The 14,155-nt window shown below is 68.7% G+C and carries 15 protein-coding genes; 3 read left to right on the forward strand and 12 right to left on the reverse strand.

Annotated features, from left to right (window positions below):
- Positions 1–145: 145 nt before the first annotated feature.
- On the forward strand, positions 146–1,261 hold the full coding sequence (locus OG496_RS11595; protein ID WP_405970765.1) for a sugar ABC transporter substrate-binding protein: 1,116 nt from the start codon (positions 146–148) through the stop codon (positions 1,259–1,261).
- Positions 1,262–1,346: 85 nt separating this feature from the next.
- Here OG496_RS11595 and OG496_RS11600 read toward each other — a convergent pair whose 3' ends face one another.
- The 10 genes from OG496_RS11600 to OG496_RS11645 form a co-directional block, all read right to left on the reverse strand.
- Positions 1,347–2,012, reverse strand: a complete 666-nt coding sequence (locus tag OG496_RS11600) for an MBL fold metallo-hydrolase (RefSeq protein WP_405970766.1) — start codon at positions 2,010–2,012, stop codon at positions 1,347–1,349.
- Positions 2,013–2,017: 5 nt separating this feature from the next.
- A complete protein-coding gene (locus OG496_RS11605) occupies positions 2,018–2,839 on the reverse strand; it encodes a citryl-CoA lyase (protein ID WP_405970767.1) in 822 nt (273 codons plus the stop codon).
- 5 nt (positions 2,840–2,844) lie between these two features.
- The gene (locus OG496_RS11610; protein WP_405970768.1) at positions 2,845–3,339 is read right to left on the reverse strand and encodes a VOC family protein; all 495 of its coding nucleotides are present in this window, start codon (positions 3,337–3,339) and stop codon (positions 2,845–2,847) included.
- Positions 3,340–3,377: 38 nt separating this feature from the next.
- Positions 3,378–4,874: an AMP-binding protein gene (locus tag OG496_RS11615; protein WP_405970769.1), complete on the reverse strand. Its 1,497-nt coding sequence runs from the start codon at positions 4,872–4,874 to the stop codon at positions 3,378–3,380.
- 59 nt (positions 4,875–4,933) lie between these two features.
- On the reverse strand, positions 4,934–5,776 hold the full coding sequence (locus OG496_RS11620; protein WP_405970770.1) for a maleylpyruvate isomerase family mycothiol-dependent enzyme: 843 nt from the start codon (positions 5,774–5,776) through the stop codon (positions 4,934–4,936).
- Positions 5,777–5,801: 25 nt separating this feature from the next.
- Positions 5,802–6,251, reverse strand: a complete 450-nt coding sequence (locus OG496_RS11625; protein WP_405970771.1) for a nuclear transport factor 2 family protein — start codon at positions 6,249–6,251, stop codon at positions 5,802–5,804.
- The gene (locus OG496_RS11630; protein ID WP_405970772.1) at positions 6,252–7,424 is read right to left on the reverse strand and encodes a CaiB/BaiF CoA transferase family protein; all 1,173 of its coding nucleotides are present in this window, start codon (positions 7,422–7,424) and stop codon (positions 6,252–6,254) included. It lies immediately after the preceding gene.
- Positions 7,425–7,426: 2 nt separating this feature from the next.
- Positions 7,427–7,771 carry a Zn-ribbon domain-containing OB-fold protein gene (locus OG496_RS11635; RefSeq protein ID WP_405970773.1) on the reverse strand — a complete coding sequence of 115 codons (345 nt, stop codon included), beginning with the start codon at positions 7,769–7,771 and terminating at the stop codon, positions 7,427–7,429.
- Positions 7,768–8,913, reverse strand: coding sequence for a thiolase family protein (locus tag OG496_RS11640; RefSeq protein ID WP_405970774.1), 1,146 nt, complete (start codon positions 8,911–8,913; stop codon positions 7,768–7,770). The genes OG496_RS11635 and OG496_RS11640 overlap by 4 nt, the downstream gene beginning before the upstream one ends.
- Positions 8,914–9,055: 142 nt before the next feature.
- Positions 9,056–10,267 (reverse strand): acyl-CoA dehydrogenase family protein, encoded by a 1,212-nt coding sequence (locus OG496_RS11645; RefSeq protein WP_405970775.1) that lies wholly within the window; start codon positions 10,265–10,267, stop codon positions 9,056–9,058.
- A gap of 306 nt (positions 10,268–10,573) precedes the next feature.
- Between OG496_RS11645 and OG496_RS11650 the strand changes: the two genes are divergently transcribed.
- Together OG496_RS11650 and OG496_RS11655 are read left to right on the forward strand one after the other, a co-directional pair.
- Positions 10,574–11,065 (forward strand): nuclear transport factor 2 family protein, encoded by a 492-nt coding sequence (locus tag OG496_RS11650; RefSeq protein WP_405970776.1) that lies wholly within the window; start codon positions 10,574–10,576, stop codon positions 11,063–11,065.
- Positions 11,040–12,386: a PucR family transcriptional regulator gene (locus OG496_RS11655; RefSeq protein ID WP_405970777.1), complete on the forward strand. Its 1,347-nt coding sequence runs from the start codon at positions 11,040–11,042 to the stop codon at positions 12,384–12,386. The genes OG496_RS11650 and OG496_RS11655 overlap by 26 nt, the downstream gene beginning before the upstream one ends.
- 18 nt (positions 12,387–12,404) lie before the next feature.
- On the opposite strand, the gene OG496_RS11660 is transcribed toward OG496_RS11655, so the two are convergent.
- Both OG496_RS11660 and OG496_RS11665 read right to left on the reverse strand, forming a co-directional pair.
- Positions 12,405–13,094 carry a Crp/Fnr family transcriptional regulator gene (locus tag OG496_RS11660; RefSeq protein ID WP_405970778.1) on the reverse strand — a complete coding sequence of 230 codons (690 nt, stop codon included), beginning with the start codon at positions 13,092–13,094 and terminating at the stop codon, positions 12,405–12,407.
- 103 nt (positions 13,095–13,197) lie between these two features.
- Positions 13,198–14,148: a polysaccharide deacetylase family protein gene (locus OG496_RS11665; protein WP_405970779.1), complete on the reverse strand. Its 951-nt coding sequence runs from the start codon at positions 14,146–14,148 to the stop codon at positions 13,198–13,200.
- Positions 14,149–14,155: the final 7 nt, after the last annotated feature.

The following is a 14,155-nucleotide window of genomic DNA, read 5'->3' on the forward strand; positions in this document are numbered from 1 at the left end:
AACGCGACCCCACAGTCGTGTCACAACCGTCGTCGCACCGCGATCGACACAGGTCCAAGCGCCCTCGGCGCAGTTCTCAGAGTGGAGAAAACGCGTGGTCAACACAGAACCCGGGACAGCCCGGAAGAACCTGCGGTCGAGAGCGGTGGCAACCTCCCTGTTGACGACCGTGAGCCTGCTGGCCGCCGCCTCCTGCGGCTCCAGCACCACTCCGGCGGCGTCGGAGGGCTCAGCCGACGTGGCGAAGTGCGTGGCCGAGTCCGGCAGAGCGGTCACTTCTCACCTCGCTTCCACCTCGTCGAACACCTATCCCACAACGAAGGCCGACGGATCCTTGGTCAAGGGGAAGTCCTACTGGCTGGTGGCTTTGACGACCGCGGTGCCGACGCTCGCCGCGTACGCCGACAGCTTCACCGCCGCGGGCCGTGCCGCGGGCGCCCAGGTCACGGTGTTCGACGGAAAGGGCACGCCGGCGACGGCCGCGCAGGGCATCAACTCGGCCATCGCGGCCAAGGCCGACGGTATCGTCCTCGCCGCCGTCGACCCGCAGACCGTCCAGCAGGCCCTGACCGCCGCGGCGGCAGCCGGCATCCCGGTCCTCAACGGCTCGGGCGGCGACCCGAAGGCAACATCCCTCCCGCCCGGCGTCGTCGGGAACGTCACCGAGGTCAGCGCCGACATGGGGACATGGGAGGGTGACTACGCCCTCCACACCACCGGGTGTCGGACCAGGGCGATCCTCGTGACGAGCCTGTCCGTACCGACGGCGAAGGTCGTGACCGAGGCGACCGAAGCGCGTATCAAGAGTCTGTGCGGCAGTTCCTGCGCGACCGAGACCCTGGACGTGGTGCCGAACGACATCGCGACGAAGACCCAGAAGGAGATGCAGACGCTGCTGCAGCGCAATCCCGACACCAACGTCATCGTCACCACACTCAACACCTACGACCCCTATATCGAGCAGGCCTTGAAGGCGGTCGGCAGGAAGATTCCCATCATCACGAACTCGCCGCAGGGTTCGCTCAAGGGGGCGGTGTCGGACAACACGGTGGCGAACGTGCTGCTCCCGCCGCCGTCCGTGTATGGCTGGTTCTACTTCGACGGGATGGTCAGGAGCGCCGGCGGCGGCAAGGCCGTCTCGGTCACTGTGCCCATCTCGATGCTGGACAAGAGCAACTGGGGCAGTGACCCGTCGACTCCGGCCAGTCCCCGGTTCGTCGATTACCAGCAGAGGTTCGAAGCAGTGTGGGGAATCAAGTGACCGGTCCACGGGGGTGGGAACGGGGAGGGGCGGCCACGGTGATCCGTGGCCGCCCCTCCCCGTTCCCCTTGTGGCTCCGGTGAACTCACCAGCCCCGCTCACGCCACTGCGTGAGCGAAGGCCGCTCGGCACCCAAGGTGGTGGCCGCACCGTGGCCGGGGTAGATCGCGGTGCTGTCGTCGTGGACGTCGAAGAGTTTGGCGACGACGTCGCGATAGAGCGCTTCGAAGAGAGCGGGCTCCTTGTGAGTGTTTCCCACACCGCCGGGGAACAGCGAGTCCCCCGTCCAGACGTGATGAGGTCCCCCGGGCTCCGCGTAGAGGAGCGCCAGCGAGCCGAGGGTGTGTCCGACCAGGTGCACCGCACGCAGTGAGACGTCACCGATCCGGACCTCCTGGCCGTCGCGGACCTCGACGTCTGTGGGGACCGGCACTCCGACGGCGTCGGCGGGATGCATCAACGTCGTCGCCCCCGTCCGCTCCACCACCTCCTTCAACGCGCCCCAGTGGTCGTAGTGGAAATGCGTGGTGAGCACTTGGCCGAGCCCGCCGCTCCCGATCACGCCCAGGACGGCGGCGGGCTCCGCGGCCGCATCGATGAGCAGCCGTTCCCCCGTCGTGGCACATTCCAGGAGGTAGACGTTGTTGTCGTACGGGCCGACCGACAGCGTGGTCACGCGCAGCCCGCGCAGTTCGCGGATGCCGGCCACGCCGCCGACAGCGCCGTTCTCCGAATCGACGACGTGTGACATCGCGTCTAGTCCTTCGTTCGGGCCGCCGGGCCGGAAGCCCGGCGGGGCCGGTAGTGCGCCTCACGTTCGGCGAGGTGCCAGAGAGTTCGTCCCATCGGAGCACGTGCCTCCTCGGCCAGGTGGCCGACGATCCCGGCTGCCCGGGACACGACGGCGACCCCACGCAGCGCGGCGGTGTCGATCCCGAGATCGCACAGCAACGCCCCGCACATTCCACCGGCGTTGAGAGGCAGGGACTTCCCCGACGGGGAGGTGGCGTGGTCCTGTACCCGGAGCATCAACCGGGTGTGCGGGCCGAGCAGGCCATGATCCTCTGCCATGGCACACAGCCGGGCCGCACGCGGGTCCACGCCCTTGTGAAAGGGGTGGCCAAGGCCGGGCAGCCGGTCCCCGCGACTGCGGTGGGCGTCCACGATCCCCCTGGCGAGCCGGTCGAGTTCCGCGTCGTCGGCTTCCTCGCTCGGGGCAGCGGCCCGCAGCATGCGACCCGCGTTCTCGAAGACGCCGAGAAACTCCGATCCCGCACCGAGCACCCCAGCGGCGATCGCGCCCTGCACGGCCTCGGGCGCGCCGGTGTAGGTGAGCCGGGCGGCGAGTGCGGACGGGGTGAGTCCGTGGTCGGCCAGGGCGACCAGTACGGCGTTGAAGAGCCGGCCCTCCCCCGCCGTAGGCAGCCGGCCGGTGACGAGGAGGAAGAACGTGCTCCCGAAGTCGACCTCCCCCATCAGTTCGTCGGCGAGGTTGTATCCCTGCACCCAGATGCCGTCCGCGGTCGAACGACCGATCGATGTCGTCATCGGGGGGAGGTCGGCTTCGAAGAGTGTCATGGCCGTCAGTCCGCCTGCTGCTCCAGCACGGCGGGCACCGGCTTGGCGTCGTCGAACCACGGATCGGCGTCGAGATCGCGCGCGCTGACCGAGAACTCGATGGAGATGCCGTTCGGGTCCGTGGCGTACACCGAGCGGACGAGCCCGTGGTCGATGACCTCGCTGACGTCCGTACCGGCCTCGGCCAGCTTCTTGCGGATGCCGGCCAGGTCCTCGTCGGTCTCGACGCCGATGGAGACGTGGTCGAACTGGATCCCGGTCGTGGGAATGCCCGAGTCCTTGCGCGGGGGCATCTCGGCCTCGGGCCACTCGAAGAAGGCGATCGAGGCACCGCGTCCGATGCTGAGGAAGTAGTGCCGGTACGGGTAGCCCTCGTCGCGGTTGCCGGTGGTGCCCACCAGCGGCATGCCGAGTACGTCGCGGTAGAAGCGCACGGTCTTGTCCATGTCGTTGGTCACCAGTGCGAGGTGGTTGAGACCGACGAAAGTGACGTCGTTCATGTTCTCTCCTGCTCTTTCATGGTTTCGGGTGGAGCCGATCACTGTGCGAGGTCGACCTCGGCAGGGGTCCGGTCCAGGGGCAGCTCCTTCTTCGCGATCTTCTGGGTCTCGGTGAGCGGCCATTCCTCGACGAACTCGAGGTAGCGCGGCCGTTTGTACGGGGGAAGCCGCTGAGCACACCACCGTCCGAGTTCCTCGGCGTCGGCCGATGTCCCTGGCTGCAGCAGGACGAATGCCTTCACGTCCTGCTCTGACAGGGCGGACGGCACCCCGATCACGGCGCTGGAGGACACGGCGGGGTGGGTGTCGAGGACCAGTTCCACCTCGGCCGGGGACAGGTTCTCGCCTCGGCGTCGGATGATCTCCTTGAGCCTGCCGGCGAAGAAGTGATTGCCTTCGGCGTCACGCCTCGCGAGGTCGCCGGTGTGGAGCCAGCCGTCACGCAGGACGGCGTCCGTCTCCTCCGGCATCCCGAAGTAGCCGGGGGTGAGTGCCGGGTTGCGGAACAGCATTTCCCCCACCTCCCCGCGAGTGACGCTGCGAGAGGTTCCCGGCGCGACGATCCGCACATGGTTGATCTCGCCCAGTCGCGGGTGCTGGCGCGGTCTGCCCATGGACCCGTACACGGGAGGCTCGTCCACCGGGCAGATCAGCCCGTACGGGGACTCGGACAGCCCGTAGCCGATGACGAGGCGGAATCCGAACCGCTCCTCGATCTGCCTATGACGCCGCTCGTCCGGGGCAGGAGCCGAGTAGCAGACCCGGAGTCGATGTGCCCTCTCGGCCGGGGACGGCGCCCGCTCCGCGAGAATCTCCAGCATCGCGCCGATCGCGTTGAACACGGTCGCCCCGGTGTCGCGTGCCGTCTCCCAGAAGGTGCTCGCCGAGAACTTCGGCAGCAGCACGAGCCGGGCTCCGCAGCCGTAGGAGCCCAGGGTCGAGTACGCCTGGGCGTTGAGGTGCGAAAGGGGCAGACTGGTGAGCAGTACGTCGTCCTCGGCCAGCCCCAGCCAGTACGGATAGCCCTCCGCGGCTAGCGTGTACATGCCGTGGGTCTCGATGATGAACTTCGGCTCGCCGGTGCTGCCCGAGCTCTGGATGTAGGACGCGGGCCGGTCCGCCGGTCCGTCGACGGGTTCGGCGGGAGCGGCCCGGCGCAGTTCGTCCACGCTCGTCGCGGTGGTGCCGGCGGGCACGGTCACGCCGGGTGCGGCGACGACGACACGGGCGCCCGTGCCCTCCAGCACGGACGCGAGTTCGGTTCCGGCGGCAAGCGGGTTGACCGCCACGCTGACGGCCCCGGCGAGTACGACTCCGAACCAGGCGTGGAGGAATTCCAGGCCGTTCGGCAGCAGGAGGACGACATGGTCTCCCTCACCGACACCCAGAGCGTGCAGGCCACCGGCACAGCGCATGGCGTCTGTCCGGACCTGTGCACGTGTGGCCTCGCCGTCGGGAGCGGTGCACCACGGCCGGTCCGGCCAGCGCTCCGCGCCGTCGGCGAGGAACCGGGCGAGCGTACGGATCTCGGTCACGGGCCTTCCTCCTTCGGGGCGCTGGTGAGCGTCTCAATGCCTGGTGTGTGACGGATCGTTCAGATCGTGAAGAAGAGCTTGCGAAACTTCTTGATCGCCTTCTTGTCGCCGAAGGCGGTTCCGCCCCGCGTCCGCTGGTACACGTCCAGGCAGAACTCGTTGCAGGGGAAGCTGAAGCTGGCGTCGGGCTTCTTCGGTCTGCCCGGCTCGTACGTGAGCGCGCCGTCCTTGACCCGCACGGTCCAGTGCTCGTCCTTCGACGTGGAAAGGTGGATGCCCACCGTCAGGTCCACGCCCTCGGCCCGTTCCGCGGCGAAGGTGATCTGCATCAGTCCGAACATGAACGGGACCAGGGTGTCGGAAGCCTCCAGCTCGACGTAGTCGTCCTTGCCGAGGGCCTTGCGCAGGTCCCAGTTGTGGACCGAGTAGTCCATCAGCTGGAAGGCCGCCATCATGAAGCCCGGCACCGGCCCGACCCAGGCGTGCGGCACGGGACCCGCGGTCCACTGCTCGTCACTCAGCCGGTCGAAGTAGTCGAAGAGCAGGGTCGCGCACGCGTCGAGGCGTCCGAGCACCTCCCAGCGGGGCACCTTCCGGTACTCCAGAGCGCTGATGCCCAAGGCGTCGCCGTAGGCGCGCATGCCGCGCGGCTCCTCGGTGGGCCAGCCGTGCTCGCCCTGCCGGAAGTACCCGAGATAGCCGTAGGCCGCGTCGAGCAGATGCCCGGCCATGTCCCGGACCTCCCACAGCTCGCACGGAGTCTGGGTGTGCCACTGCTTCTCGTCGGCCTCCACCAACATCTCGAAGCAGTCCTTGAACTCCTGGCGGACCAGTCGGATCAGCGTGTCCTTGCCCGTGTCCTGGGTGACGTCCACCCGAGGCGGCAGGAGGGGTGCGGTCATCGGGAACTCCTTCGCTTGTGTGAGGTCATGACGAGATCACTCCGGCCTGCCGCAGCCAGTCGTCCCGGTCGAACAGCGTGCGGACCAAGGTCACACGACCCGCCCGGACACGTACGACGAGGACTCCGGGCACCGTGAAGCGTCGACCGGTGCCGTGGTGGAGCCGGCCACCCCACATGAGCTCGCCGGTGAACGCGCCCGTGAACACCACCTCGGCCAGCACCGCGTCCCTACCGACGGCCGGGGGCGGGACTAGGGCCATCTCCAATTCGCTGAACGTCGAAGTGGTCCGGGAGAAGTGAGCCAGCGCGGCCTCACGGCCAGTGACCGGGGCAGAGCGGAACAACGAGTGAACCGCCGCATCCTCAGCCAGGACGTGGGCCAGCCCCTCGACGTCTCCGGACTCATGGGCGGCGTACCAGCGTCCGAAGGCGGCGAGCACGGCATCCGCTTCGACCGCGCTTGGGGTGCCCATTTACAGCACCCCCTCCGCTGTGAGCCGATCGACGTCCTGTACCGACAGGCCCAGGAGTTCGCCGTAGACCTCCTGGTTGTGCTCGCCGATACCCGGTCCGGCGTGCCGGATGGTCGTGTCGCGGTCGTCGAAGCGGATCCAGGGGCGCAGCATCGTCAGAGTTCCGGCCTGGGGATGCTCGACCTCGACGAACGCTCCCCGCTGTCGGATGTGGTCGTCCTCGATGACCTCGTCCAGCCCCAGCACGGGAGCACCGGGTATTTTCTCGGTGCGGAACGTCTCCCACAGTTGGTCGCGGGTCCGTTCCCTGACCCATTCCCGTACGCGCAGCATGAGCTTGTCGAAGTTGATCCGCCGGTCGTGCGGAGTGAGGAACTGCGGGTCCTCGATTCCCTCGGGGTGTCCCATCGAGACGCAGAACCTGCTCCAGCGCCGGTCATCGAGGTCGGGCATGTGAAAGCTGACGAACCCGTCGAGGCACTCGGCCGGGGCGGTGGCCACCTCCTGCTTCTCGAACAGCGTGTGGAAGGAGCTGACCATGAACCCCATCTGGGCCTCCTGCATGGAGACGTCCAGACTGGTGCCGGAGCCCGTGCGCTCCCGCTCGACGAGAGCCGCGCAGATGCCCAGTGCCATCGAGACCCCGGCGGCCTCGTCACCCATGCCCAGCGGCTTCGAGCCCGGGTGCCCCGAGGTGTTCCAGGCCGAGTCCGTCCAGCCGGACATGGCCATGATCGTCACGGCGAAAGCGGGTACGCCGGCATAAGGGCCGTCGTTGCCGTAACCGCTGGAGCGTGCGTAGACGATCCTGGGGTTGATCTCCTTCAACCGGTGGTAGCCGTACCCCAGCCGGTCCATGACGCCCACCGAGAAGTTCTCGACGACGACATCGGACGCGGCGACGAGTCGCCCGAACAGCTCGCCTCCGCGGGGATCCTTCAGGTTCAGCGTGACGCACCGCTTGTTCGCGTTGACGACCAGCGACTCGTACCCGTCGCGGCCCGCGTCGGACGGCATCCAGGAGTGCCGGAAACGGTCGCCGGCGCCGTGTTCGACCTTGATGACGTCGGCTCCCATGTGGGCCAACAGCATGGTGCAGAACGGCCCGTTGAGAACATGGGTCAGGTCGAGAACCCGAATACCGGCCAGAGGGCCGACAGGACGGTCACCCATGGTCATGCTCCCTTCCACCATTTCTTGATCTTGGATTTACCCGGACTGGCGAGTACGGCTCCCTCGTTGAGAGACAGTGCGACCGCCGAGCCGAGTGCCGGACGTCCCTTCACCCGCGCAATGACACGGCTGCCGGATTCCAGCCGCACCACGCCGAGGGCCACGGTGCTCGTCCCGGCGACTCCGGCGACCCGCCGGAGGATCGTGGCGTGCTCAAGCACTCCCCCGGCGACGGGGGTGTGGCGCCACTCCGACGCCCCGCATCCGGCGCACACGGCTCTCGGCGGGTAGGCGGCCCGGTCACACGTCACGCAGACCGTGACCACGAACGGCTCTCCGGCGCTCACCGGGTGCGCTCCAGGACCGCGCCGACCGCAGCGGCCCCGTACCGGTACGGGACAAGTCCGTAGTTGGTCACCACGGAGAGTCTGGCGTCGGCCAACTGACCCGCGCCGCGCGCGCCTCGCAGCTGACGTACCGCCTCGACAAGCCCCTTCATGGTGCCGCCGGCCCCGCACTGGCCGCCGGAGAGCAGGCCGCCCGACGTGTTGATCCCCTGCCAGGGTGCGTCGGGCGACCGACTCGCGATGAACGATCCGGGGTCGTCGAAGAGTCCGAGATCCTGGAGCTGGGCGAGGACCATGACCGGGTAGTCGTCGTAGATCTCGAAGTGGTCGACGTCCTCCACCGCCACGCCGGACTGCTTCCACAGCCGGGGGGCGAGGGCGGAGATTCCCGTGGTCAGCCCGTCCCCGTCTTGGTGGTCATGGTTGTACGAGGCGGCGACGGCGCGTACCGCGATGCGCCTACGCGATCGCTTTCGCCCCCTGAGCCGGTCGCGGTCCGCGACCACGACGGCCGTGGCGCCGGCCGCGAGAGGAGGACAGTCGTAAATACACAGCGGGTCGGCGACGCGGGGCGCCGCCAGGTATTCGTAGATCGAAAGCGGAGCACGGTAGAGGGCACGAGGATTGCGCGCCGCCCACAGGCGCTGTGAGAGGGCCAGCCGGCCGTAGGACTCACGGGTGAGTCCGTACCGCTCCATGTGTGCCTGGGTGAGCAGCGCGAACAGGGCGTTGGGTCCGCCGACCGGCAGGCGTGCGAGGTGGTCGCGCCAGATGGTGCTGTAGCCCTGCTCCATCATCGCGGTGAACCCACTGCCCGTCATTCTGTCCCCCGCGACCAGGACGACGACGGAGGCGTCACCTGCTTCGACCGCGCGCACCGCCTGCTGCAGCAGCGCCAGACTCAGGATGTCCTGAGCCTGCCAGGTAGTGGTCAGCCCCATCTGCCACGCCAGGTCGATGGCCTGGTCGGGGGCGAGCAGGAAAGAGGAGACGCCGATCCCGTCCACATCGCGATGGGACAGTCCTGCATCGGCCACGGCCGCGCGTGCCGCCGCCACCAGCAGACCGGGAGTGTCGATGCCGGGTGCCGGACGCCGGGTCGCCGGGATCTCCCCGATACCGGCGATCACCGCGCCGGTCACCGGGCGTCCTTGGTCAGGGCGACGTGTGGGTCGTGTGATTCGGACATTGCTCCGCCCCTTTGCGGTGCCGTGGGAAGCCTGCGCCGAACTCCTCCCGGAGGAGGGACGGGTGAGGTCAGGGATCTTCGGAAACCGGGAGGTCCTAGGTGGTCCAGGCATCGAGATCGGCGCCGAGCAGGGCGCGCCCGTAGACCTCCAGGTTCACGCCGGGTACGAGCATGCCGTGCCGACTGCCCGTCTCGACGTCCCTCCAGATGCGCTGGAGGGGGTTCGCATGGGCGAAGCACGAGGCGCCGTTGGCGTCCAGGAGGATTTCCACCGCCTCCTGGCACGACCGGGTGATGAAGGCGACGTCCCGGCGGATGCGCGCCCGGTCCAGCAACGGCATGGTCTCGTGGGCCTTGGCCACGGCGTCGATCTCCTCCGCCGCGTGCCACATGCACAAGTACGCCATGTCGATCTTCGCACTCGCCTCGGCGACGGCCAGTTGCACCGTCGGCGAATCGGCGGAGCTCTTGTAGCCGGTGTAGGCGACGGGGCGCTTCGGCAGTCTCTCCAGGGACAGTTCGAGCGCGGTGGTGGCCAGGCCGAGCAGCGGGGCCGCCGGGATCAGCGCGAGAACGGGTATGTACGCCGACTGGTAGAGCGTCTCGTCGGAGAACTCGGTGGGCACCCCGCCCTCTCCCGCCGAGTCCAGCGGCAACACCCGGTGGTCCGGGATGAAGATCTCGTCGGCGACGAGGGTGTTGCTTCCCGTCCCGCGCATACCGGTGACGTCCCAGGTGTCCTCGACGGTGATGTCGGACATCGGCACGAGGCCCTGGCCGGCCTCCACCCAGGTCCCGTCCGACGCGAGCACGGGCACACCGATCAGCGTCCATTCGGCGTTGAGGCTATTGGACGCGAACGTCCACCGACCCGACACGACGATGCCCTCTTCGACCCGCCGCGCGTCCGGCGTCTGGGTCTTGACCGAGCACAGCGGGACGTTGGGCCTGGCCCCGAAGACCTCCTTCTGGGCATCGCCGGGCAGCATCCCCACGAACCACGACACCGCGTTGGAGATCATGGTGACCCAGGCCGCGGAGCCGCAGCCCCGCCCGAGTTCGGTCACGGCCCGGACAAAGGTCGTGATGTCCGTCTCGTGTCCGCTGAAGCGCCGGGGAACGGTCAGCTGCCACATCCCGGCCTCGTCGAGGGCCCGGATCACGGCCTCGGGGATGATCCTCTCCCGGTCCGCCCGATCCGCGTGAGAACGCAGCAGCGGAACGAGGTCCCTGGCCCGCCGTACGATGTCCTCCCCCGCCGACGGGAGGCCCGCGGTGGGGTACTGGGGCGGAGTCCATCGAGTCACTGACGCACCTCCTGGTGTGTCGGCCGGTACCCGGTACCGGCGTCGCTGCCGTCGTCCGGCACACATCCATGAAAGACGCGGGAGCCGCCCTCCGTCTTGGACGTATCGTCCAATCCTGCGATCGTGATCATGGCGTTCCGGCAGGCCGGCCGACCGGCCCGCGCAGGAGTGTGTGCCAGGTCGTGCCCGGCTGTGACGTAGGTACCGGACAGGTGGAGTGCCCGTCGGGACGATGGTCGGAGCCGGCCCTGAGGCGCGGCACGCGCAGACGCGGACAGCGACGTCCGCCAGAGCGAAGGAGTCCGATTGAGTCCCCTCACCGACGCCGAATCGCAGGACCGCGTCGTGGCGGTGCTGAGCTGCGAACGGCTCATCCACCAGTTCGCCTGGCACCTCGACCAGGGCAGCCCCGCCACGGAGATCGCGGCGCTCTTCGCCGAGGACGGCATCTGGGAACTGCCGACGCACGGTCTGCGGTCGGAGGGACGGGCCGAACTGGCCCGGTACTTCGGCTCCTTCTCCCCCCAGATCACCTCACGCCGGCTGTGTACCAACGTCATGGTCGATGTCCTCGGCCCGGATGAAGCGCGAGGGACGTCGTACTTCACGACCTTCCGCGTCGACGGTCCGCCGACCGGCGACGGACCTCCGCCGCCTCCCCCCGTGACCCAGGTCGGCTACTACACAGACGTGTTCCGCCGCGTCGAGGGCGAGTGGCGCATCGCCCGCCGGACCACCACCGTGACCTTCGCGGCGCCGATGCCCCGGACCGATGCGAACGTCACTGTTGGCCGCTGACCCCGAGGTGATGCGGACGGTGCTCCGGGCACTGCGTCCGCCCCCGGGCCTGGCGGCCGACGACCGGCCCGCTCCGTTGACCACCGAGGCACACCGAGCGACCGCCTCCGTGGTGATCGGACCGGACGCCGTCGAGTGGGCGGTCTGGGCCGCGGAGAGACTGTGCTGCTTCGTCCTGGAGAACGTTCCCCAGGTCGGAGGCGGGCCGGGTCCCGCCCGCAAGCTGCGCCAGAGCGCGGAGTCACGGATCCTGGACGTCCTCGTCCACCTCGCGCGGGGCACCGAACCCGCCCACGCGACCGAGTACGCGATAGCGGTGGCGGCCGATTTCGCTCGTCGTGGTGTCGAGCTGCAGCACGCCCTCGGCGGCGTCACCCTGGGGCATCAGTTCCTCAACGAAACCCTGTTGGAGGTCGTCGACCGGGAGACGCCGGCCGCACAGCGATCCGGCGCCTACCGGGCCATCTCCGATCTGCTGTTCCGGTATCACAACATCCAGCTCGCCGATGTCGCCGAGGCGTACAAGGCCGAGCGCGTCCGCTGGACGGCCGGTACGGACGCCGCCCGCCGTGCGACGGTCGTCTCCCTGCTCGGCGGGGGTGGGACCGATCCGGCCGATGCCGGGCGGCTGCTGAACTACGACCTGACGGGGCACCACCTGGCCCTCGTCGCGTGGACCGCGAAGTCCCACCTGGGGCGGGTCCGCCCGGAGCGGATCCGCCGCCTGGTCGGCATGCTGGCCCGGCGGCTCGGCTGCGGGAACCCGCTGATCGTCACCGAGGACGACACCGTCCTGTGGGCCTGGATAGGGCGTGCGACCGCTTTCCGCGAGGACGACCTCGCGCTCATCCGCACCAGTCCCGACACCGAGGAGGGTGTCCTGGTGGCCCTCGGCGACCCGGCCCACGGCCTCGGCGGATTCAGCGCGGGTCACCGGACGGCCCTCCAGGCCCGAAGGGTCGCGACCCTCGCGGCGACCGGCGGATGGCTGGCCGACTATGACCAGCTGTGCCTGGTGTCGCTGCTGACCGGGGACCCGGACGCCACGCGTTGGTTCATCGCGCGCGAGCTCGGGGACCTCGCCGCAGATGACGACAGGACCGCGGACATCCGGGAGACAGTCCGCGTCTACCTCGGCACCGGAGGCAGTCTGGTCGCCTCGGCACGGGAGCTCCAGGTGGCCAGGAACACCATCGTGTACCGCCTCAGGCGAGCCGAGGAACTCCGCGGGCGAGGTGTCCGGGAGCGCGTCGCGGAACTGCACGCGGCGCTCGAACTCCTGCACGTGCTCGGAAACCGGGATCGGCTCACGCCTCCATGACCCCCCGCGCCTGCTCGCTCAGTCGGCCAGGCCTGATGCGAGGGCCTCCAGCCGAGCCGGGTCGCGGACGACGAGCAGCGTCCCCTCACGCGCGAGGATTCCCTCGCCGCACAGGCCCAGCAGTGCCCGGGCGACCACCTCACGCACGGACCCCACGGAGTCGGCCAGCTCCTGCTGAGTGGCCCTCACGACCAGCTGTTCGTCGATGTCCACGGCCAGTCGCATCAGGTGCCAGGCCACCCGTACCCGCACAGATCCGAACGCCTGCGGCACGTGGTTCACAGCACCCTCGGCCAGTCGCCGAGCCAGCTCCTGGGCGATCGCCCACGCGACCTGCGTGTCGGTTCTGCCGAGCCGTTCCATCACCATGGGATCGAGGCGTAGCAGCGAACCCCGCCGCACCACTTCGACACCGCTGGGCGCCCCGCGCAGCAGGACGGACGTCAGACCGACGACCTGGCCGCAGCTCCAGTAACGGGCCGCGATGCGCCGGTCGCCGGGTGAGGTGATGTACGAGCGCAGCATCCCCGAGACGACCAGGGCGAGGTAGGAGAACCGTGGCTTGAGCAGTTCGCGGTAGACGTTCTGGTCAGGGACGATCTCCTCCTCGTGCGCGCTCGCCAGCAGTTCTTGTTGCGCGGCGGGCGGGAGCCCAGCGAGAAAACTGAGCTCCCACGCACGCCCGACCGGATCGGCGCCAGCGGTCACAGCGCATTCCTACCTGTGATGACGGGCCGCCGGCACTGGACGGAGTGGGACCGGCCGGATGAAGCCGGCGGGCCCCGGCCGCGCCGGGCAGCGGGCCGGACGGTCAGAGGATGATGTCGCCCCCACCTTCGGGGATGAGCGAGCTGTACTCCTTGTGCCAGAACTCGGCCAGCTCACCGTAGGTGCCGATCCAGACGTCGTCGTAGCTGCGGGCCCTCTCGATGAGCGCTTCGAGACCCTTGATGTTGTCCGGGCGGCCGCTGATCAGGGTATGCATCCCGTAGTTGAAGATCAGCGGGTGGGTCTGGGCCGCGTCGTGGTAGGCGTCGAATCCCTCGACGACGTAGCTGGTGAGTTCACCGACCGACCGCGGTGCGCCCAGGGTGGTGGTCAGCAGCAGGTCGTTGAAGTTGCCCACGAAACGGTAGGGGATCACCGTCAGGGTCTTGTCACCGACGTGCAGGAAGTACGGCAGTTCGTCGTCCTGGAGGTCGCCGTTGTAGGTGAAGCCGTGGTCGGCGATCAGCTCGATCGTGTTCTGGTCCGCCTTGGCACCCGGGCCGAGCCAGCCCAGGGGGCGTCGGCCGGTGACGGAGGTCAGCAGATCGATGGAGCGCTTGATCGAGTCCTCCTGGAAGGCCCGGTCCCCGGTGGGCATGGGGTGCCCCTCGCTGTAGGAGTGCCCGCCGAGTTCGTGACCGTAGTCGGCCAGTTCCTTGATGACGTCGAAGTTCTGCTCGACAACGGTGCCGTTGGTCCAGAGCGTGATCTTGACGTCATGCTTCTTGAACACGTCCTGCATGCGGTACAGACCGACATTGAAGCCGTACTGGACGGCGGTCCGGGTCGACCAGGACTGGTACTCCTCCCCGTGCCGCCACATGGCCGGGACGTCCATCTTCTCGTTGACGCCCCATTGCCACTGCTCGGGCGCGATGTAGATGAGGCATGCCAGTTTGGCTCCGCCCGGCAGCAGGGACTTCCCCTCACGATTCCGGTACGGGATCCGGCTCGACGGGTACATGAAGCCGGACGGGTCGCGGTCCTCGGACATGGATCCT

This window comes from Streptomyces sp. NBC_00988, assembly GCF_045162645.1.
Lineage (GTDB): Bacteria > Actinomycetota > Actinomycetes > Streptomycetales > Streptomycetaceae > Streptomyces.

Bases quoted from the DNA above. Each gene is read 5' to 3' on its own strand.
- OG496_RS11600 (WP_405970766.1), bottom strand. From the start codon at position 2,012: ATGTCACACGTCGTCGATTCGGAGAACGGCGCTGTCGGCGGCGTGGCC.
- OG496_RS11665 (WP_405970779.1), bottom strand. From the start codon at position 14,148: ATGTCCGAGGACCGCGACCCGTCCGGCTTCATGTACCCGTCGAGCCGG.
- OG496_RS11655 (WP_405970777.1), top strand. From the start codon at position 11,040: ATGCGAACGTCACTGTTGGCCGCTGACCCCGAGGTGATGCGGACGGTG.
- OG496_RS11620 (WP_405970770.1), bottom strand. From the start codon at position 5,776: ATGACCGCACCCCTCCTGCCGCCTCGGGTGGACGTCACCCAGGACACG.
- OG496_RS11625 (WP_405970771.1), bottom strand. From the start codon at position 6,251: ATGGGCACCCCAAGCGCGGTCGAAGCGGATGCCGTGCTCGCCGCCTTC.
- OG496_RS11610 (WP_405970768.1), bottom strand. From the start codon at position 3,339: ATGAACGACGTCACTTTCGTCGGTCTCAACCACCTCGCACTGGTGACC.
- OG496_RS11630 (WP_405970772.1), bottom strand. From the start codon at position 7,424: ATGGGTGACCGTCCTGTCGGCCCTCTGGCCGGTATTCGGGTTCTCGAC.
- OG496_RS11605 (WP_405970767.1), bottom strand. From the start codon at position 2,839: ATGACACTCTTCGAAGCCGACCTCCCCCCGATGACGACATCGATCGGT.